The sequence below is a fragment of the Nostoc sp. genome, assembly GCF_036918015.1.
Lineage (GTDB): Bacteria > Cyanobacteriota > Cyanobacteriia > Cyanobacteriales > Nostocaceae > Nostoc.
Window position 1 is genome coordinate 1 of record NZ_JBALEO010000093.1, and the last position, 20,388, is coordinate 20,388.

A 20,388-nucleotide genomic window follows, 5' to 3' on the forward strand; every position below is an offset into this window, starting at 1 on the left:
GAGATTATTATAGTGTAAATATTTTCTGCTTTCCCAATATCATGTGTTGGGTTCCACTACGTTCCACCCAACCTACAGGAGATAGCGATCGCACTACATATTTATCACTACAGCAATTTTTTATAAAAAGTTAATGATTGCTTGATATTGGTATAGCCAATTTTTTCATAAAACAAGTGAGCTTCTTTGCGTTTAATATTAGAACGTAGCAGAACACTATCACATCCAGCCAGAGAAGCCCACTGTTCAATTTGCTGCATCAAAAAACGTCCAATTCCACTATGACGATAATTTTTATCTACAACTAATCCCAAAATAAGCGCTGGAGTTGGAATAACTATTGATTCACAAATATGAGCGTGCGCCCAACCAATTACATATTCATCTTCTACAGTGGCAACATACACAATATGAGCATCGTTATTTTTAATTTTAGTAAGGCGTTGCTCTATTTGTTGATTTGTCACAGAATATTCAAGTTGTTCGCAAAGACTAGCAATTTGCTCTACATCTTTAATCTCAGCTTGTCTAATTTTAATTTTCTCACCTACAGTAACTTTATTTGTCATAATATAATTTAAAATTACAATTATTTAGTTATCCAGCGTTGCACGGACAAAACGATAGCCTATATCAATCTCTGTCAAATTGTGAATATCACCATATTTTTTCGTCCATTCCCCACTACTTAAATCTGCTGCAAGTAACTTTACTCCTTGTTCTGCTAAATCTTGATTAGCTAACGCAAAAGATGATATTCCTGCACGTACTTCTGGTTGAAGATATAACTCTGGCCGTCTCCAGCCCGCTGCTGCGAATAAATCAGATAAATCGTATGGTAAAAAAAGGGGTATAGCTTCAACACGTCTTTTAGTATTACTCTGAATTAAATTAACCTGTTTGTTAAGTGGTAAAAATCGTAACGCATCTTCCCACAAAAATGGAAAATAATCATAAAGCCATATTTTCTGAGCTAATCTAATATCAAAACTTAACAAAATTATTGCCCCATCTCTAATTATTCTGTGCATTTCCTGAAAAGCTTTTTCGAGATGAGAAAAGTGATGAATTGCTAGGATACTTACAACAGCATCAACAGACTTATCTGGTAGAGGTAAATTTTCTGCATAGCCAGTAAACCACTTAATTTGCTGATGTTCTACTCCTTGTTTTTGCATAACTACAGAAGGTTCAACAGCATTAACAAGAAATCCTTTATTAGCTAGCGCTAGACTGTAACCACCAGTACCAGCGCCGATATCAGCAATAATGCTATCTTTGGGTAAATTGAGTAAATCAATTAATTTGTTGACAATACGGATATCAGGAACGCGAGTTTTTGAGTATTGTTGACCAATTGAATTATATATAGACATATTAGAAAATTCTTAAAAATAATTTAAAATGAACTATTTAAAATTTAACTTTAGATGAAAAAATCAAAATTTTGTTAGTTAAACAATTCCAGCAAATTTAAGAGTTCACTGATCATAAACTTTGGTTTTGCTTCTTGTGGTAAATTTTGATTTTTTCTGTTGTAATAGCAAAAATCCATTTTGACTTGTGTTGCTCCCGCATAATCATGAGTAAGAGAATCTCCAACGTAAAGAACTTGTGCTGATGTTAAATTTAACCTAGATAAAGCATGATGGAATATCTGAGGAGATGGTTTGGCAAAACCAATTGCTTCAGAAACTACAACTTCTTCAAAAAAATGCTCAATTCCAGCAGCTTGCATTCTGGGTAGTTGCGCTGATACAAACCCGTTCGTAATGACAGCCAAACGATAATTACCTGCGAGAGCAGTTAGTACTTCATTTACATCAGGTTCCATTACGCCCGAATGATTAAAAATATGCCAAAAACTTTGACTAAGATTGCTGATTTGATCTGTTTGTATAGCTAATTGAGCAAGTGTACTTCGATAAGACATCTCGATTAACTCACTAGGAGAAAAGATTTCTCGCTGTCTCCAGTACTTGGAATTATAAGTTTCAAATGCTTGCAGAAAAACATTTTCACTTATCCCATGTAAATCCAAAGATATTGTACAAGCTTCCAAGGCACCAAGAATAGCTTGACGTTCACATATTTCAAAATTTAATAGTGTATTATCGAGGTCGAAAATTATGGCTTTATAACTCATTGAATTCTTTAATTTACGAAAATACTTTCTTCCATAGTTGAGACTTTTCTAATTATTTTTAGTATTCCTCTGAAATCTTGACTATAAAGTTTATAATTTTTATCATTAGGCTTCCTGACTAAAATTGCTTGTATATCTGCCCGTAAAGCTCCAGCGATATCAGCATTGTAGCTATCACCTATCATTACACATTCTGTTTTTTCAATCTTTAAATCATTGATGACATGAGCATAAAATTTGAGGTTGGGTTTTTCATATCCAATTTTTCCAGATGTATATATTTCTTCAAAGTATTCTGTAATATTTAATTGCTCTATGATTTCGTGTAACTCAGGTATATGATTTGATAAAATTATATTTTTATAATTATTCTTGATGGTATCTTGTAAAGTAGGAATTACATCATCATATAAATGCCATTTTTCAATATTCTTATATTCATTTTGGACTTGTAAAGCATATTTTATCGCCTGATTTCTATTTATCCCTACTCTCTCATATATTTTTGCAAAGTATTCATTCATGTATTCCCACCATGTTTTTTCATTAAACAATAAACTATGGGGAGTTTCAGGCGAGTGCCAAGGAAAGATATTCTTCAAGAATGGTCGAATATCTTCTAAATCTATATTGTAGATTCCATTCAATATTAAAATTGAATGTAATGTTTCACTCCACATTCCATCACGATAACCTAGTGTATGCTCAAAATCCCAAAATAAATATTTCATTTTTATCTCGCTGCTATATCATAAACTTCACGATCTATATCCACACCCACAATATAAGTATCAACAGGACGCTTAAACAATACCATTTGTCCTAATTCATCTTTCTTTAAGTTGACATGACAAAACCACTCTTCATCATTCTTTTCGGGATAATCTAAACGGTAATGATAAAGACCCCAACGAGTTTCTTGACGATATAATGATGCTCTGGCTGCCATTTCTGCACAGTCACGAATAAAGTGAACTTCTAGACTACGCATCAATTCATGAGGGTCACGAGCGCCCATTAAATCTAATATTTCTTGATATTGGACAAAATGTTTTAAACCAATCTCGATTTTATTACCTGATTTTGGTGGTTGCAGATAATCATTAACTAAGCGTCTTAATTTATATTCTACCTGAGTATGAGGTACACCATTAGGGCGAGTTAAAGGTGCATAAATTCTGGCTTTTTCAGCTTCTAAAAAATCTGTATCTGGTTCGACAAAATCCAAATCTTGGATATATTCAATGGCATGAGTTCCGGCTATGCGACCGAAAACAAATGCCCCAATCATGTAATTATGGGGAACACTGGCCATGTCTCCGGCTGCATATAAACCTGTGACGGTTGTTTGAGCATTTTCATTCACCCATACACCAGAAGCACTATGACCACTACATAAGCCAATTTCGGAAATGTGCATCTCTACGCCGTGAGTGCGATAATCTTCATTTCTACCTTGATGAAAACGTTCTCTACTCGGTCGTTCATTCGCCCACAAGATGGATTCGATTTCGGCAATTGTATCTTCATCAAGATGGGTCATTTTGAGTTGGACTGGCCCTTTTCCAGAATTTAATTCTTTCCAGATTTCCAACATCATTTGACCACTCCAATAGTCACAACTAATGAAGCGATTTCCTTCGGCGTTGGCTGTATGTGCGCCAAAAGGCCCGGCGACATAAGCACAGGCGGGGCCATTGTAATCTTTGATTAAAGGATTAACTTGAAAGCATTCAATATTACTAAGTTCTGCACCTGCATGATAAGCCATTGAATAGCCATCTCCGGCATTGGTAGGATTTTCATAAGTGCCGTAGAGATAGCCGGAAGCAGGTAATCCTAATCTGCCACAAGCACCTGTACACAGGATGACTGCTTTAGCTTGAATGACTATATAATCTCCGTTTCTGACATCAAATCCCACCGCCCCAATAGCACGTCCTTCTTTGACTAAGACGCGGGTTGCCATGACGCGATTTGTGACTTTGACTTTGTGGCGTTTAACTTGGCGGGTAAGAATTGTTTTGAGGTCTTTTCCTTCTGGCATGGGTAAGACATATTTACCCACACGATGCACTTGTTTTAAGTCATAGTTGCCTTGAGCATCTTTTTGAAATTTCACGCCCCAACTTTCTAATTCTTGGATAACTTCATAACCTAATTTGCCTGTTTGATATACGGCTTTTTGGTTGACAATGCCATCGTTAGCTAGGGTGATTTCGCGCACGTATTGTTCCGGGGTGGAATGGCCGGGAATGACTGCGGTATTCACACCATCCATACCCATTGCGATCGCACCACTCCGTCGGATGTTAGCCTTTTCTAAGATCAGCACCTCTGCATCGGGATTCGCTTGTTTGGCTTTAATTCCAGCCATTGTCCCGGCTGTACCGCCACCAATGACAAGTACATCAGTTTTTATTTGTTGGGTATTGATGTCCATAAGCTTTTGCGAGTAGGGAGAAACTTCTAAGATTTATTACCGTTCCAAACAATATCTTTGACTTGGATTTGCTTGGGAACTAGCTTGATTTTGTAAAAAGTATCAGCAATGTTTTGTTGCTGAGTGATTATTTCATCTGTTAGCGGTAAAACGCCATATTTTCGCCGTTTTTCGGCAATTTCTAATGCTGCTGCGGGAATCCCTAACTCTGGTTCTAAAAACTTGGCAACTTCTTCTGGATTATTTGTTGCCCATTTATCTACTTTGCTTACTTCATCTAACAGGGTTTTCAACACATCTGGGTGAGATTTAACAAACTCTTGACGCGCAAGATAGTAACCCCGATTCGGTGCTAAATTTGTCGCATCTGTTAATATCCTAACCTTTGTGTCGTGTTCAACTGCTGCTAGGTAAGGGTCCCAAATTGCCCAAGCATCAACGTTACCACCAGTAAATGCTGCACGGGCATCTGCTGGTGTTAGATGTGCTGGTTTAATGTCACTATACTTTAATCCGGCAGCTTCTATAGCTTTGACAACAAGATAGTTAGTGTTCGAGCCTTTAGCAAAGGCTAATTTTTTCCCTTTCAGGTCAGCAACCGTTTTAATTGGTGAATCTTTCGGTACAATAATTGCTTCAGCTTTGGGACTCCAAGGATCGTAAGCAACATAAAGCAAGGGAGTACCTCCGGCTTGGGCAAATATTGGTGGTGATTCACCTGTATAGCCAAAGTCAATACTACCTGCGTTCATTGCTTCTAGCATGGGTGGGCCGGCAGGAAATTCTGCCCATGTCACCGAAGCACCAGCAGTCGTTAAAGTTTGCGCTAAATTGCCTCGGTTTTTGAGAGCGCTGAGAATAGTCGCCGCTTTTTGATAGCCGATACGAACTACTACACCTTGATTTGCTGTCTGTGTTGCTACAGAGTTACCTGTATTGTTAGCAGAACACGCAGATATCACAAGAGTCAAACTTAACCCACAGGTAAAGAATAAGGCAAATATACCAATTCTGGATATTTCATAATTTTGAAGAAAGCTGCTGACAATCCTCATCAGTCGATGTGGTAAATACTTAGTGAGCATAAGTACATTTAAACTACAATCAATATAAATACTACGATAAATCGCGTGATTTACCGTATTTGGCTCATAGAATATTCACACAGATAAGCTGCAAATGCAAGATCCGAAAAAGTATGTCTACGGATAATAACAATTAATCAGAAATGGGAAAGGTAGCCACCATCAACAGCTAAAACCTGTCCCGTGATGTAAGATGCGGCTGGAGAAGCGAAGAACACAACAGCGCCTGTAATTTCTTGTGGAGATCCCCAACGCGCCAGAGAAGTTCGATGTTTCAACCATTCTGTGACTGCTGGATCGGCAACTACATCAACATTACTCTCTGTTGCAAAAAAGCCTGGAGCGACTGCATTGACTGTAATTCCAAAAGCCCCAAGTTCTGCGGCAAGTGTACGGGTTAGGGCTTCGAGTCCTCCTTTAGCTGTCGTATAAACTGCGTCACCCGCACCTGCAAGTTGTCCTGCTATTGACGTAATATTAATGATCCGACCTTCACCCCTGTGCATCATCAGTTTTGCCGCTTCTCGTGACAAATTGAATGGTGCAATTAAATCAGCATTGATTAACCGACGCACTGCATCCATTTCAAACTCAAACAATCCACGGCGATCGCGCATTCCCACATTATTAACCAAAATATCTAAATAGCCGTGCTTTTCTCGGATCTCAATAAACGCACTTTGAACCGCAACTTCGTCTGTCACATCAAACGGTAATGAAAAACCTAATCCGCCAATTGATTCAATAACTGCAACTGCTTGATTCAGCCTTTCAAAATTTCGCCCATTGACGATGACACGCGCACCAGCTTTGGCAAGTGATTTGGCAATTTCTAGTCCCAAACCTTGTCCCGCTCCAGTTACTAAGGCAACTTTTCCAGCCAAGGAAAACTCTGATAACGTCACAAAAATTACTTTTCAGGGTGCTATTGAGCCGATATCTGACCAAAAACTTGCTACAAAGGCTTGATTCTTAGGTGTATTTCTTTCCTAAGAATCAAGCCTACTGAAATTAACTTTGATAGGGGCGCGGCAGTTGGCGTAGTTTATGAGCAGTATCTAATTCACTATTGTTTTTTCTGCCATATCCCCAACCCAAGATGCGACGATATTCACCCATGATGCCACTTTCAATTAATTCGTCCTCATTGACTGCAACATTAGTGTGAGATTCAGGCGCAACATAGAGCGCATCCGCAGGACAATATGCCTCACACATGAAACAAGTTTGACAGTCTTCTTGTCGCGCGATCGCAGGTGGTTGGTTTGGTACAGAGTCAAAAACATTAGTAGGACATACTTGGACGCACAGATTGCAATTGATACAAAGTTTATGGCTGACAAGCTCGATCATGATTCTGCTCCTACTACAACTTTGATACAGAGGGTGTGGTTTGAGTGGTTTGTACTGGTGGTGTAGCGTAGACGCTTTGCGGTTCTGTTATCCAATCACGCCTTACCCAAAGTCTTTCTAAGCCGCCGGTTGCTTGGTAATAACGCTGATTTGGATCGGTTTCGGGATAGTCCATACGAATATGTTCGCTGCGTGTTTCCGTGCGATGTAAAGCACTAAAGTATGCCCATCGCGCTACAGCCGTCAGAGCAGCCGCTCGACGAGAAAATTCTACATCGCGCACTGTATCTTGTTTCGGGTTCCCTTGTACTTGCTGCCACAGAGTTTCTAATTTGGCCAGGGAATCCAGAAGTCCCTGCTCAGAACGCAAGTAGTTCTTTTCCAACGGGAACATCTGGTCTTGTACACCACGCACGATCGCCTCACTATCGAATTCAGAAGATGGTGAAGGCGATGGGCTACGCCCCGCCATAGGCGATGGCGTTCCGCCCACCGTAGGTGATCGCAATCCCACTTGACCAGCAGGACGCGCAACCCGTTCATTTGCTCGATCGCCCAAACTTTTCGCAAAAGTAGCTGCCCCAACTCCAGCCCATTGTCCTGTAGAGATTGCCCAAGCAGCATTAGGGCCACCGCCTCCAGAAGCTAACCCGGCTAAAAACTCCCGCGATGCAGCATCACCGGCGGCGTAGAGTCCAGGAACCTTTGTACCGCAACTATCATCAGTCAAACGGATTCCACCTGTACCACGGACTGTACCTTCTAAAATTAGGGTTACAGGCACTCGTTCTGTATAGGGGTCAATGTCAGCTTTTTTATAGGGTAGAAAAGAGATGAAATGAGACTTTTCAATTACTGCCTTGACTTCAGGTGTGGCTTTATCCAAACGGGCATAAACGGAGCCTTTCAGGAGGGCATTGGGAAGGAACGATGGATCGCGACGACCATCGATATAGCCACCAAGATCGTTACCGGCTTCATCGGTGTAACTAGCCCAGCCAAAGGGAACACCCCGCGTCACTGTGGCATTAAAAGCGGTCGAAATTGCATAGTGATTGGAAGCTTCCATACTAGAGAGTTCCCCCCCAGCTTCCACTGCCATCAGCAGCCCATCACCGGTATTAGTATTGCACCCTAATGCTTTACTCAAGAATGCACAACCGCCATTTGCCAAGACTACTGCACCAGCACGAACGGTATAGCTACGATGATGTTGCCTCTGCACACCTCTTGCCCCGGCTACTGAGCCATCGTCAGCCAATAAAAGTTCTAGAGCCGGGCTTTGGTCGAAAATTTGTACACCAACACGCAAGAGGTTTTTGCGAAGTACCCGCATATACTCAGGGCCATAATAGCTCTGGCGCACAGATTCCCCATTTTCCTTGGGGAAACGATAGCCCCAATCTTCTACTAAGGGCAAACTGAGCCAAGTTTTTTCGATCACACGCTCAATCCAACGTGAGTTAGCGAGGGTTTTTCCTGCGCGATAACGCTCCGATAAAACTTTGTCCCAATTCTCTGGAGAAGGAGCCATGATGCCGTTACCACTAGCAGCAGCTGCACCGCTCGTACCCAGAAAACCTTTATCAACAATGATGACTTTGACTCCTTGGGATGCGGCTGCCCATGCTGCCCATGCGGCGGCAGGACCACCACCAATTACTAGCACATCAGCAGATAGTTGTAGTTCATTTTCTGTTAGCAATTCCTTGTCCTCCTTTTAGCAGTCAACATAATTTCTTTACCACTGTGAGCAGCTTCTACAGGCAAAAATCCACCCGCCTGCATTTTAAGCACCACTTAATCCCGTATTTCTCACAAGCTTCAGGCGTTTGATGGAGCAGAGGGGCGGAGGGGCAGAGGGGAAAGAACTTGGTATTTTTGTTCTCTCCCCTGCTCCCCTGCTCCCCTGCACAAGCGCAGGCTTTGAGAGGTGTGGTGAGAAATCCGGGTTAATTTGTCATCGGTGTTATCTTCGACAATGAGCTACTATTACTCACGTGTTTTGCTCATCTGCTTTTTTGTCTATAAAATTGCGTTAGCGATCGCTATACCAGAGGTCTCGCTGATTTGTCTGACTAACTTATGCAGTAGATAGAGTTTGCATAATATATACAAAGAGTGTACGGCGAATTACAGTTAACATGATACTCTAATTGTTAGCTTATCAAACATTAAGTATTGCAAGTTAATTTCTTATCTAGTTGAAAAGGTGCTATACGACTAAGGTTGCGACATATTCTAAACGTTCTGCTTCTAAATACTAGCGATCGCGTGCGTTCATAACTAGCATCAATCGGTTCATCTGGCGCATTGAGGGGGCCAAATACCATAGCGTGGTTCTGACATTCTTGCCTCCAAATCAAATGGGGACTGGGGAGATATACCTTATTTTTTATCCTCATCTATGCAAATCTCATAGTATACTACTATAAGACTATCGATTTATCGTATGTTTTGTTTGGTTGTAAAAATAAAGTTTAGCCCAACCGAGTCAGCTAGTAATAAACTGGGTAAAAGTTATTCTAGCGATCGCTTGAATGCGACGATCTCAAAAGGCATTGGATCAAATGCACCTAACCCCTCCAAATCAGCTTCTCCTCCCACCGCAGGCATCTGCCTCAATTGCGCTTTTTTGCAGCGTTAGCTCAGAGCTTGAGGAATACGAGGCATAACAAATTCCTTTGGTTATGCCTCACGTTAAATTTAGAAATTTACACCAAGTATGCACAGATGATCTTCTATGAGTTTCTGCCCTAAATGCATTGGGTATGGCAAAATGATATTTCCCATAGACCAAGCAGGTGAACATCTTAAATAGTGAGGTACTCGACATAGTGCCTTTAAAGCTTCTTCTGTCTGAAAATCTGGGTGTACAAAGAACGGCACTATCTCCACCATCTGTTGATGTTTGAATGGAATGTTAGCACCGTATTTATCCTCTTGGAACCCAAGCTTATAAAGTTCGGGTATTGGCATTTCATCTTGCACCTTCTGTGTTTTTGGTAGCCTTCCCACAGAGAAGTAATGTAGTAGTTCTGGTGCTGACTTATCGTAAAAACCGCTCAGATGTTGGAAATCTCGTGCTGGATAATCTTCGTTCCAAGCTTCTCGATTGGTAATGTACTGCGGTGTTTCTTTACCAGTGCGAATCCGAATTACTGCTAATAAGTTCTGTAGTTGTTTATTGTCACGCTTATACTCGCAACTGTTACCAGGAACATGGCAGAAGTCGAGAACGTTGCGTTTTGCCAAAAGGTTCTCATTTTGCAACTGGGGCCAGATTTTGCCATCATTGTCTTCACCGCGTCCATTACGCCACCCTTCAGCTTCAATTAGAACAATAGTTGGTCGGTCTAAATGTTTGGTTAGTACGCGTGCAACAAACTGTACTAATTGTGTACCGTTCAACTTGATTTTACTTTGAAGGCGCTTTTTATTTTCTTGGCGATCGCTACGTGCCTCAGCAAAAATTTTTCCGACAGCAATTCCCGCCTGTGTGTAAGGAATCCAATCATTAGCATCGGGAAGTAGTACATCTACCTCACCCGTTGCACGCAAACGAACCGCAAGAGCATAGTGAATATCACCTTGATATTGGGTAGTTTTGTGACGATAAAAGGCAATTACATCTAAGTCTTGGGCAATTTCTTTCGGTATCTTTGCTGAACCATAAACTTGAGAAGGTAGTCCGTATAGCGCCCCAATTTGACGTAATGTTCCATCGAGTACAGCATTCATCACACGCCCTTTTACTGGTTTGCTGTAAGATGGTGATTTGTCTTCATCATCTTCTGTATCATTTGATTTTGCTGTAACCGTCTGTATCATTTGAGAACTAATTCCCTCTCTGACACAAGCTTCACGAATAGCTCCTTTGATATTCTGTTGGGGGAGAACTCCCTTTGTTTTGATTCGGCCAATTTCGATAATTGCTAAACAGTGGGGATTAGTCTCAAAATTTATCAGAGGAATAGCAAGTTGCTTAAAAAAGCTACGCCACAAGTCTCGCTTTTTTTGATGCTGATCGCGTATCTGCTCATCAAATCTGCTACCATCTTTAGGTCTAAAACCATTTGTATTAAATTTCTCTAAAAGCTTGGCATTATCAATCAAAATTTTTGAAACTGTAATGTGTGCTGGAAAATCTTCATTTTCATTGAGAAGGAATACATCGCGTAATTTCTGGTAAACCACTTCATAAGTATCTTGTTCTCGATAAATAAGAAAAATATGCATTGGTTTACCTTGCAATGCTCGGCAAATAGTATCAGCAACAATTTGTTGATAAAATTCGCGTCCTTTACGAGGTCTAGAAATAAATTCGTAATCGCGCATAGCTAATGGTACTTTCTGACCAGATGGCGTAGGAATATCAGATTGCATTGGATTATCTGGTATTAAAACGCCATTGAGCGGTTCCAGTACCCGTGCAATGAGATCGCCTCGTTCTAGAAAACTAAATCCCGTTTTGATACTGTGTCCTCGTCTACGTTTCTCATGCTCGTACCCATACCCTTCAACATGAATTAGATAATATTCGTCTCTATCACCCCAGTTAGTTGAGTTGTTTAAATTACCCAATGTCGCGGGATTGTTAAGAATATTTTCTGGCTGTTCTAGAGCGCGTGCCTTGAAGGATGCAAGCATTTCCGGCAGTTGCAATCTCCACAAATTCTCTGTTTCTTTGCCGTTGTTTTCGATGACCAGACGTACTAGGGTAGAATCTACCTCGTAATCGGATAAACGTGCCTTGTTCATACCCATGAGAACAGAGAAGTCACGGCCATAATTGCCATCTAATAAGGGTTCATGAGGATATCGCTGGCAACTTAAATGTAAGAAAATCCACGGCTCTAAATTGCCGTTGTTATTGAGCCGTCCTGCTTGCGTCTCAACATTAAAGTCTAGGCGATAAGCAAAATAACCTTCTCTTTCCTTGCCATTTTTATCCGTGTAATTCGCCTTAAACGGTTTACTAACTAGGTAAAGTCCAACCTTACTCGAACCACCTCCCTGTACTTTCCGCCATTGAATTTCCTGCTCTGTTTTTCCAGAGTGAATTATGCACTTTTTACCATGCAACATGGTTGCGAGAAGACTGGGAATAGCTTGAAATCCCAATCCTTTCTCTGCGTTGATATCGCGCACAAGTGTCTCTGGCTTAATGCGTTGCCAATCCCAATCAGGCGGCATTACAGCTATCCTTTCGAGGAAGCGATCGCACACGCTATTCACTTCATCTGTTTTACCTTTATCACGATATTGCTTCGTCCATTCCTGCGCCCAAATTATCACTAATTGATGTATTTGCTGGGGTGTGGGAGTCTTCAATGGGTTCTCTGGTGTTCCCACAGCTAACGCCTGATATACAGAAAGCTTCCTTTCCTCGTCAAAACTATGAAACTCAAAGCCGTATGTGAGCGTAGATGCACAGGCAAGCAGAGCATTATTTAACTGACGATAGGGCGGCCTAACCTCTCTGTTGTTGCTACGATACAAGACTTGTTTTATATCCCGGCAAAAGTCTGCAACCACTTGAACAAAAGGAAATGGCAGCACAGCAATCTCTAGATTGGCAAAGGCATCTGTCACCAAGCTCATGCGTGCAGGTAACAAAATATTTGCTGGTGTAATTTTACTAGTCATAATCTTTCCCTATCTCTTGGGTCTATTTCCCAGTTAAAGCCATCGATATCAGCCAAAGCATCTGCTATTGATTGGTATAAAGCTTGACTGATAAAATCTTCATTAACATATTCACAAAGCAAATCGATGATTGCTGCTAGTAAGCTGGTACGCGGTGTATCAGGTTTTTGCTCTTTGGCATAGTTTGGGGCCCAAGCAGCATCGACAAAGTAAGCGTGAAAGGGAACACCTCCCCGCAAAAGACGACCTACAGCTTGAACTATTACACCAGCAGTAGTCGCAGCTAAATCTTGCCGCGGAAAGGCACGTAACTCTTCATTTGGACGCAGTGTCTTGTAGTAAGAGCGATGTTCTACCGATCGCCAGTAACGCGCTGCCAATCGACGCAAGGCTTCCGCACGCCCTAAAATTCCGTCTCCTTCCCAAGCAACGAAATTCGCATCTTCTATCCAATCCAAGGCCCGACGATTGATTTCTTGAGCGATCGCTTGAGTATCATCTGGATGAGGATAAGGACGGGTGAGAAAGTAAACCGCACCAAAAGCAGCTTTGCCATTTGCATTCAAAATGTTGAATCCGCGCCCCATAGCACTTATCGGTGCAGCCAGGATTTTGCCGCCAGTAAGCACGAAAGTTTCGATGTCAGCACGGTTGAGAGTGCCAATTTCCATCCTTGACTGATAATCGATGTCATCCTCAGTCAAAGTTTCGGTGCGATCGCGCTGCAAATGGTAGACTTGATCGCGCATACCCCACCAACATTGGCGGATTTCGTCTGCTACCCATCGCGCCTGGTCATAGGAATTGACGAGTAACAGTAGGCGTTCCCTATCCTGCCAAAAATCTGGCTCGCTCTCACCAAGCTGTTTCAATTCCTCAAGCTCTTGTCCTAAATCACCGCTACCGTTGTTGCCAACTAACGCTTGTGCCATCTCTTTAAACATTCCCATTTTCTGACGTTCAGGTGTCCCAGAAATACGGATAGGTTCATTTTTGCGGTTCGGTTGAGGCAGGAACTTGAAGCGGCTTTGAGCGATCGCTTCTGTGGCGCTCGGCTCTGGCATTAAAATACCCTGGGGATTGCCAACATGAAACTGAGTGGAATCTCGTAGATAAGAAGTTCCTGATAATGCCAAGACGTTAGGGCCGCGTTGACTATCCAAGTCTGTTAGTAAACGATGAAAGTTCAAAATGTAGTAACGACCAATATTCGTATAGGCAAACAAAGATAAAGCATTTTCGCTGCTATTCTCAGATTGGTTGTGATTGTCATCCTTGCGGGAATAGTAAGTACCAAACTGCCTTCCTGTTGGAGGTAGTGGTAAAATATTTAACATTGCTGTTGGCATACGGCGATGTGGTGGCTCGTCATCTAGGATAGGTGGTCGATGATGCCATTCGTAAAAAACAATGCGTGTGTGCCGATCTAAAAGGGTGATGGTAAGCGCAAACTGTAAACGATATGCCAGGGTTTCTATAGTATCTACTGGATCTAATTCTTCCTCCTTTTTTGAGGACTTTTGCCGTTTTTTCTTAACTGTCTGCTGTAAATTGTTTTGACGTTTTTCCAGTTGCGATCGCAGTCGCGCTAACCGTTTTCCTGTATTGGGAAAAAAATCAACTATCCAGGCTTTACAAGCACGATAAATACTGTCATCGGTAGCACTTTCGCCAATACTATTAATCTGTTGAATCAAAAGTGCCAGTCTATTAACTTTAGGATTGGATCGAGGCTGCCCAAGTAATGGATCATCGTCGAGTAATGCGTCAAAATACTGCATTATCTCCTGTACACGTCGGTTATTAGCCTTAATTTCTTGCTCAGTGACATCAGCATGATCTAACTCTTCAAGTCCGGCAAGGCGACGAGCAAATTTGTAAAGCAGAGAATTAGGTGTGAAATAGCCACGTTCTATCCATTTACGCAAAAATTCGTGTCCCAAATGTTTATCTAATAGCGTTAATGTTGCTGTAACTACACTTTGTACATGACGTTCTGCGGTTGTCCATCGCTGCATCAATGGTGGACTGACACGGTTAAATCTCATGTAATCTTCAGTTTTCACCCCAATGTCATCAAAAACACCACCATTTGTGAGTAAAACTGTCTCAGCATACACATCGTCAAACCACTTAATAACCGTGTCTACTTCATCGAATACAACAATATCGGAATGTTGATAAACGAGTTCCCCTATTTTGATCGGACGTAATTCCAAATGACGTGGTAAACCAGCCATTGCCATTGCACCTGGGGTTGTGATCCAAACACGGGCAGTTGGCATATCATGATATACCTGCTTTGATGGGCAAGTGGCAAAAAATGGACATAAGTGAGAAACACCAGGGTTATTGTTTTGTTTTTTGCGATCGCTTTCACTTTTTGGTGCTTCTTTCAAAGAGTGACATGGCTCGTTTCCAGGCTTGAGTGGCTTGCCGTGCAAACCGTCGAAGATGTCGCTAGACTGTAGCAATCCTTGTAAAGCACAAGCTGTCCCCAAAAAGCGATCGCCCCAGTGTGGTTGTCCGCGTTGCCAGTGTTCCTGAAAGTCTTTCGAGGCATAGAAACTTTTTAGGTGCGCGTCTCGTTTACTGCGTCCTAGTAACGGTACGGCAACTGGCTCATCATTTTCTGGATCGTTACAGAACCACCAATTAATTTGATTTGCTAACTGAATTGCCGACTGTACATCACTGACAACCAATGTGATGCGGCGATCGTGGTGATTTCGCACAATATCAACGGCCTGCAACTTTGACAGGGTAGACTTTCCAGAGGCAACCTGTCCCGCAATATGTACAAAACCATCTAACTCCAGCGCTTGTGTATTCCGCTCACTCAGCGTACCGTCTTCCTGAATTTTGTGAAAGTTGATTTTATGAAAGCGGCTTACCCAGTGTCCCTTTTGTGTTTCATGCCAACCATATCGGCGTGCGAGTAACTGTTCGCGGCGATCGAGGAACTCTGCATTTGACTCTAAATCTGGGATTCTTAATGAAAAAGGCTCACGAGAGCGAGGTGTAGTAAACCAAGGCTGTTGTCGTGGAGTACTTAAATGTTCTGGTGTGAACTGTACTTGCATTGTGACTGTTTCTTTTTCTGTCTTAGCCTGGAATTGGTATCCGACTCCTGCCTTTACTGGTTCAGCCCTGCGTTGGCAAAACTCCAAATCCGCACTCAAACAGCTTTCATATAAATTTTGGTTGACTTGATCCCTCAGATGTTTCGCAGCATGAATAATCTGAGAATCTAAATCCTGGATATCAAAATCATAGTTACGTCTATTTTGCGGAATATTGCGGATGTAGAAACGTAATGCCTGCAACCAGGCAAAACGTGCAGAAAACGGAATAATTTGCCGAGCGTTAGCAACTGCACGCCGTTGCACCTCATCTAAGTTTTGTAAACGTGGGTGTCGCAAAAGCATACCACTGAGTATTGCCCAAACTGCTGTTACTGGTTCATCATCCATTTCTAAACGCTCCATCAAGGCAAAGCCAAGTTCTACCTGAAGTAATAATTGGGTTTGCTCTCGATCTAGCTCAGAGTTATCTTTCAATTCCTTTAAGCGTTCTGTAAAAATATCAGGTGGCTTAAATAATGTCATTTGACTCATAATGCTATTTCCCTTTACTCAGGTGCATTATCTTGGCGCTGACTCGTTCTTCAAAAGCTGTATCGCTGAAAAGATGGGTGCTTTTTGGCAATCCTGTTGCTTCTTCACGCAGAATTTCGATGTAGTCTTGGCGCTGATGCAGACGATGGTTAGGAATTACATAAAAACTTTCGTCATAGCGCAAATCGCCTTCACCAAATATCGGTTTTAGTTGAAAAGCCAAATCATACGGATTTCGGTAGTCTTTGATATCTACAGCCCACACTGAGCCGTCACCAAAACGTAGTTGCAGATCGTAACGGTCAATACCAGGCCACAGATGAACTTCACAAAGATACTCTGGCTGTTGTTTATGCAGCTTTTCTAAAGCATGGAATAGATGTATCTCTGGGATTCCAGGCAAACAGACACGCCAGTGAATACCAAACTTGAGGCGACGCAGACCTTGCTTCCCAGAAATGCGCCGGACATGGGACAAGTTTTTACGATGGTCATTGCAAACGCTTGGCTTAATGCCACGTAAATGTCCATGTTTTTTAATTAAAGGGCCGCAGCGATCGCAGCACCAATAAGATTCATTTTCCTTACAGTCTTCGTATAATTCGCCAACATCATTAATAGATATGTAAAGCGTCTGAGAAAATGTGTTGCGTAGCCGCTCTAAAGTAGTGTAAGGATTCTCAATCAAGAATCGCCGCAGTAAAACATATTCTTGCAGGGCGCGTTCAGCATCTTTTTCGTTGGCTTCCTGCAATTTCTTCAGCAACCTCTGAAACAGGAAGTTTTCTAGTGCAATTTGCTGTATTTTCACAGAAGCAAACTCAGGCAGTTGCGATCGTTTTACTAGCTGTTCGTAGAAATACTGGCTTGCTTCTTCACTTAGCGCCCTATCGTATATTAAGCCATATTCTGAGTCAAACTCTTTCGGTATTACCAGTGGATACCATGTTTGTAAGGGTTTTTCTAAAAGAGTAAAAAGACCTTCTAAAGTACGTGGATAAGCAATAGCTGTCATCTTCAATGCCAGAGTATTGCAGGCACGCTGTAAGAAATCAGGGTATGGATATCTCGGAAGTTGGTATTGAGTATCTGGACGGAAAAACTCTGCTAAACCAACAATCAGGAAATCAAATATGATTATTTCGCTATTATCCAAGAAGTACCTCCTTTGTATAAAGCAACCTTTGGATATTGTGTTTCTTTAGTGAAACGTGTCATTTTAAGAATACACAACAACTATAGCTGATGTGAGACAATAAAGGAACACGTTTCATAAATGAAACAGTAAGTACGTATGGGATACAACTTAGACACAGCTTTATTGGGTGCAATGGTGAAGACGAAGCGAGGGAGCAAGGGTCTGCGAGACACAGCTAAAGAAATAGGTAATATTAGTTCTTCTACACTCTCACGGGTAGAAAATGGCAAAATGCCAGATATGGAAACGTTTTTATTACTTTGCAATTGGCTGCAAGCGTCACCATCTGAACTATTTAAGAAAACAGAAGAATCCGAAGCCTCTTTTGACTTCAACACATTAGAGACAATAGAAATTCAATTGCGAGCATCTAAAAAACTCGATCCAGCGATCGCCAATGCACTAGCAGAATTAGTCAAAGCAGCGTACCGCGATAATTCTCAACAAAGCGACAACCAACACCCGGATTAAAAAGAATTATGACACTAACAGAGAAATTACCAACTGAGTTCAGGCAAAGGTGTGAAGGAATTGCCACCGAGCAACGTAGTTTATTAAATTTACGGGCATTTAACCCATTACCAGCAGATATGCTGGCGGCTCAACTGAATGCAAAAATTTTGACGCCTGAACAGATTCCCAGCTTAGACCCTTGTGTAGTAGCCGTATTGCTCGATAGCGACCAATGGTCAGCAGGAATTATTAATCAAAACCCACTCTGGATTGTCAACAATCCACGCCATACTCCCGCGCGACGCGAGTCGAACCTAATGCACGAGTTTGGACACCTGCTATTAAGACATAAAATTGTCCACTTTGATCCAAATACTGGGCTTCCTCTGCGCCGACAGATAGATGAAGATGAAGCGACTTATTTAGGTGGGTGTTTCCAGATTCCTCATCGGGGTCTACTCTGGGCTGTTCAGCGTCAAATGACACAGACGGAAATAGCGGTGCATTTTAATGCAAGTGAGGAAATGGTGCGATTCCGTAGCAACGTCACTGGAGTAAATATTTAGATAAATGTTATGTAAAACATTTTGAGGCTTCTGGAAGTAACTTCAATTTAAAATTTTTTCCACAATTTCCCGGCATTTTGTGACATTTTTAAATATATTTGCCGGATAGGAAGTTGGAAATAAGTTGCTACTTTCACTCATAACACTTCCTAAGAACTTTGAGGTCATAGATTGAATATCATCAATTTGTTCTGATGTTAAATCAGATGATATATTGAAAAAAATATCTGGTAAAGATTTATAGATAAGGTGTAGGATGAAACGATTACTATGAGTTGCAAATAACTTTTCTCTTCCATCTCGTTGTTTTTGTACTTCTGATAATTTATTCTCTACTACTCTTAATATTTGAACTAATTTCCAAAGCTGAGAACCATTTACTGATCTATTAAATAAAGTCTTGTATGGGGGTTTTTCTATGTCCTCCCATAAAACACCAATCTTATCTTTAACTCGCGTAGCGAAAGAAACCTCATTCTGTTTGCACGCTCGACTAATCGTAGCTTCATTCAGATCGTCCATCGGGAATTGATTCACCTGACTTATAAGTATAAATAATTCCCTCTAAGTGAAGTTCATTTTTGATTCTTTCTTGCTCAGGATCTAGAGCCACAAATTCTCGACGATCAATCCGGTTTTGAGTATTGTTAAATCTAGTGATCTCTGTAGCAAATTCTTCAGGACAGTTTTCCAAAGATATAAAACGAACATGAACTCTCGCTTTTTCAACTTGCTCAGGAAAATTTTGATATGCTCTTGCTATTGAACCAACAGTCTGAGCGCCATTAACTATTTTCACATCCTTGCATTCAAATATACCTGTATCTCTTCCACTACCTCCCAGTGGTTTTTTCCCAATACTAGAACACAAAGCTGTTATGCCGTTATTATAATACCAGAACTTTTCCGGCTCTTTTTTAACTGTATTTACAATGCCTTCATTGACTTCGCTATCTTTGACGAATAGTCTAATATTTGAAGAGAACAATTTAGGAAAATGTTTATCCCACCAATCAGCTACTTCCCTTGCAGAGACTTGTCCATAATAAGATTGATAGGGTTCTTTTGTTTGTCCCCACTCAAACAGGCAAACATCTAAATTTATAGGATTGCCAGATGCTCCTTGAGATATAATATTATATATATTCGCCTGGTTAAAAACTCTCATACTAACAATATCTGATGAATCATTCATTTCACCTAGTAGATCATCAAATTCTCTTTTAGGTTCATCTGCTAAGGGAGTTTGACCTGAATAGACAAGAATTATTTCAAACCTTGTTCCTGCATCATTTAGGGCTTCTTCAATATCTGGAGTCTTATCATTGAGTTTTGAGTTAAACCTGTCATATCTAGCATTTACTAAGTCTTTAAATCCTCTAGTAAATTTCATGACCTCATCTGTTTTAATACTTCCTTTACTTTCCTGTTTCCATTTTGATTGTAATACATACATTATTTTTTCTCTTCTGTCAAAATAAAGGGAATCTATTCCATTATCCTGTCCCCCATCGACTATAGCTTTTGATGCTTCTTGAGGAGAAATATCAGCTATTACCATCAAAGTAAATGCAGCTAAACTTCTTGTTAAGAAAAGTAACTCTTTGTCTGTTTCAGATTTATTTTGATAATCTGATAAGTCAATCAAACCATTAAATGTTTTTTGAAGGTATGACTTTATTTGACGTAGGTGGATTTCACTCATAATGTTGGTAGATGTAATCAACTTGGATGTTGGCTCAAATTTTTACAGGCTTGTCTGTAGTATAAAGACGTTATAAAAATATACATTCGGGTTTTTGCGATCGCGTTTGGATAATTTTACCCTTTACTGCAAATCCAGCGAATACTTACTTAAGTATTAATAAATATATTATA

Annotated in this window: 17 protein-coding genes; 2 read left to right on the plus strand and 15 right to left on the minus strand. The window is 41.0% G+C overall.

Annotated elements, in window-relative coordinates:
• Positions 1-107 precede the first annotated feature (107 nt).
• The 13 genes from V7K61_RS28990 to V7K61_RS29050 all read right to left on the minus strand — a co-directional run bounded on the left by V7K61_RS28990 (position 108) and on the right by V7K61_RS29050 (position 17,449).
• Positions 108-569, minus strand: a complete 462-nt coding sequence (locus V7K61_RS28990) for a GNAT family N-acetyltransferase (RefSeq protein ID WP_335058896.1) — start codon at positions 567-569, stop codon at positions 108-110.
• Between the two features lie 24 nt (positions 570-593).
• Positions 594-1,376, minus strand: coding sequence for a class I SAM-dependent methyltransferase (locus V7K61_RS28995; protein WP_335058898.1), 783 nt, complete (start codon positions 1,374-1,376; stop codon positions 594-596).
• 74 nt (positions 1,377-1,450) lie between these two features.
• The gene (locus V7K61_RS29000; RefSeq protein WP_335058900.1) at positions 1,451-2,146 is read right to left on the minus strand and encodes an HAD family hydrolase; all 696 of its coding nucleotides are present in this window, start codon (positions 2,144-2,146) and stop codon (positions 1,451-1,453) included.
• 8 nt (positions 2,147-2,154) lie between these two features.
• The gene (locus tag V7K61_RS29005; protein WP_335058902.1) at positions 2,155-2,877 is read right to left on the minus strand and encodes an HAD family hydrolase; all 723 of its coding nucleotides are present in this window, start codon (positions 2,875-2,877) and stop codon (positions 2,155-2,157) included.
• Positions 2,878-2,879: 2 nt separating this feature from the next.
• Entirely contained in the window at positions 2,880-4,589 is a 1,710-nt protein-coding gene (locus V7K61_RS29010; RefSeq protein ID WP_335058904.1) for a fumarate reductase/succinate dehydrogenase flavoprotein subunit, read from the minus strand.
• A 26-nt stretch (positions 4,590-4,615) separates the two neighbouring features.
• The gene (locus V7K61_RS29015) at positions 4,616-5,674 is read right to left on the minus strand and encodes a sulfonate ABC transporter substrate-binding protein (RefSeq protein WP_335058906.1); all 1,059 of its coding nucleotides are present in this window, start codon (positions 5,672-5,674) and stop codon (positions 4,616-4,618) included.
• Between the two features lie 137 nt (positions 5,675-5,811).
• A complete protein-coding gene (locus V7K61_RS29020) occupies positions 5,812-6,579 on the minus strand; it encodes an SDR family oxidoreductase (RefSeq protein WP_335058908.1) in 768 nt (255 codons plus the stop codon).
• A 106-nt stretch (positions 6,580-6,685) separates the two neighbouring features.
• Positions 6,686-7,027, minus strand: coding sequence for a 4Fe-4S binding protein (locus tag V7K61_RS29025; protein ID WP_322667420.1), 342 nt, complete (start codon positions 7,025-7,027; stop codon positions 6,686-6,688).
• Positions 7,028-7,040: 13 nt separating this feature from the next.
• A complete protein-coding gene (locus V7K61_RS29030) occupies positions 7,041-8,732 on the minus strand; it encodes an FAD-binding protein (RefSeq protein WP_335058910.1) in 1,692 nt (563 codons plus the stop codon).
• A 469-nt stretch (positions 8,733-9,201) separates the two neighbouring features.
• Complete coding sequence (locus V7K61_RS29035) at positions 9,202-9,360, minus strand: hypothetical protein (RefSeq protein ID WP_335058912.1); 159 nt, start codon at positions 9,358-9,360, stop codon at positions 9,202-9,204.
• Positions 9,361-9,733: 373 nt separating this feature from the next.
• The gene (locus V7K61_RS29040; RefSeq protein ID WP_335058914.1) at positions 9,734-12,676 is read right to left on the minus strand and encodes an RNaseH domain-containing protein; all 2,943 of its coding nucleotides are present in this window, start codon (positions 12,674-12,676) and stop codon (positions 9,734-9,736) included.
• Entirely contained in the window at positions 12,673-16,293 is a 3,621-nt protein-coding gene (locus tag V7K61_RS29045) for a hypothetical protein (protein ID WP_335058915.1), read from the minus strand. The genes V7K61_RS29040 and V7K61_RS29045 overlap by 4 nt, the downstream gene beginning before the upstream one ends.
• A 4-nt stretch (positions 16,294-16,297) precedes the next feature.
• Complete coding sequence (locus tag V7K61_RS29050) at positions 16,298-17,449, minus strand: restriction endonuclease-related protein (RefSeq protein WP_335058917.1); 1,152 nt, start codon at positions 17,447-17,449, stop codon at positions 16,298-16,300.
• A 138-nt stretch (positions 17,450-17,587) separates the two neighbouring features.
• Between V7K61_RS29050 and V7K61_RS29055 the strand changes: the two genes are divergently transcribed.
• Together V7K61_RS29055 and V7K61_RS29060 are read left to right on the plus strand one after the other, a co-directional pair.
• Positions 17,588-17,962, plus strand: a complete 375-nt coding sequence (locus tag V7K61_RS29055) for a helix-turn-helix domain-containing protein (protein ID WP_335058919.1) — start codon at positions 17,588-17,590, stop codon at positions 17,960-17,962.
• A gap of 8 nt (positions 17,963-17,970) precedes the next feature.
• Entirely contained in the window at positions 17,971-18,510 is a 540-nt protein-coding gene (locus V7K61_RS29060) for an ImmA/IrrE family metallo-endopeptidase (protein WP_335058921.1), read from the plus strand.
• A 42-nt stretch (positions 18,511-18,552) separates the two neighbouring features.
• Here the strand turns inward: V7K61_RS29060 and V7K61_RS29065 are convergent, their stop codons facing one another.
• Both V7K61_RS29065 and V7K61_RS29070 read right to left on the minus strand, forming a co-directional pair.
• Positions 18,553-19,032, minus strand: a complete 480-nt coding sequence (locus V7K61_RS29065; RefSeq protein WP_335058923.1) for a hypothetical protein — start codon at positions 19,030-19,032, stop codon at positions 18,553-18,555.
• Positions 19,016-20,215: an AIPR family protein gene (locus V7K61_RS29070; RefSeq protein ID WP_335058925.1), complete on the minus strand. Its 1,200-nt coding sequence runs from the start codon at positions 20,213-20,215 to the stop codon at positions 19,016-19,018. The genes V7K61_RS29065 and V7K61_RS29070 overlap by 17 nt, the downstream gene beginning before the upstream one ends.
• Positions 20,216-20,388 lie beyond the last annotated feature (173 nt).

Bases quoted from the DNA above. Each gene is read 5' to 3' on its own strand.
- V7K61_RS28990 (WP_335058896.1), bottom strand. From the start codon at position 569: ATGACAAATAAAGTTACTGTAGGTGAGAAAATTAAAATTAGACAAGCT.
- V7K61_RS28995 (WP_335058898.1), bottom strand. From the start codon at position 1,376: ATGTCTATATATAATTCAATTGGTCAACAATACTCAAAAACTCGCGTT.
- V7K61_RS29000 (WP_335058900.1), bottom strand. From the start codon at position 2,146: ATGAGTTATAAAGCCATAATTTTCGACCTCGATAATACACTATTAAAT.
- V7K61_RS29005 (WP_335058902.1), bottom strand. From the start codon at position 2,877: ATGAAATATTTATTTTGGGATTTTGAGCATACACTAGGTTATCGTGAT.
- V7K61_RS29010 (WP_335058904.1), bottom strand. From the start codon at position 4,589: ATGGACATCAATACCCAACAAATAAAAACTGATGTACTTGTCATTGGT.
- V7K61_RS29015 (WP_335058906.1), bottom strand. From the start codon at position 5,674: ATGCTCACTAAGTATTTACCACATCGACTGATGAGGATTGTCAGCAGC.
- V7K61_RS29025 (WP_322667420.1), bottom strand. From the start codon at position 7,027: ATGATCGAGCTTGTCAGCCATAAACTTTGTATCAATTGCAATCTGTGC.
- V7K61_RS29035 (WP_335058912.1), bottom strand. From the start codon at position 9,360: ATGGTATTTGGCCCCCTCAATGCGCCAGATGAACCGATTGATGCTAGT.
- V7K61_RS29040 (WP_335058914.1), bottom strand. From the start codon at position 12,676: ATGACTAGTAAAATTACACCAGCAAATATTTTGTTACCTGCACGCATG.
- V7K61_RS29045 (WP_335058915.1), bottom strand. From the start codon at position 16,293: ATGAGTCAAATGACATTATTTAAGCCACCTGATATTTTTACAGAACGC.
- V7K61_RS29055 (WP_335058919.1), top strand. From the start codon at position 17,588: ATGGGATACAACTTAGACACAGCTTTATTGGGTGCAATGGTGAAGACG.
- V7K61_RS29060 (WP_335058921.1), top strand. From the start codon at position 17,971: ATGACACTAACAGAGAAATTACCAACTGAGTTCAGGCAAAGGTGTGAA.
- V7K61_RS29065 (WP_335058923.1), bottom strand. From the start codon at position 19,032: ATGGACGATCTGAATGAAGCTACGATTAGTCGAGCGTGCAAACAGAAT.
- V7K61_RS29070 (WP_335058925.1), bottom strand. From the start codon at position 20,215: ATGAGTGAAATCCACCTACGTCAAATAAAGTCATACCTTCAAAAAACA.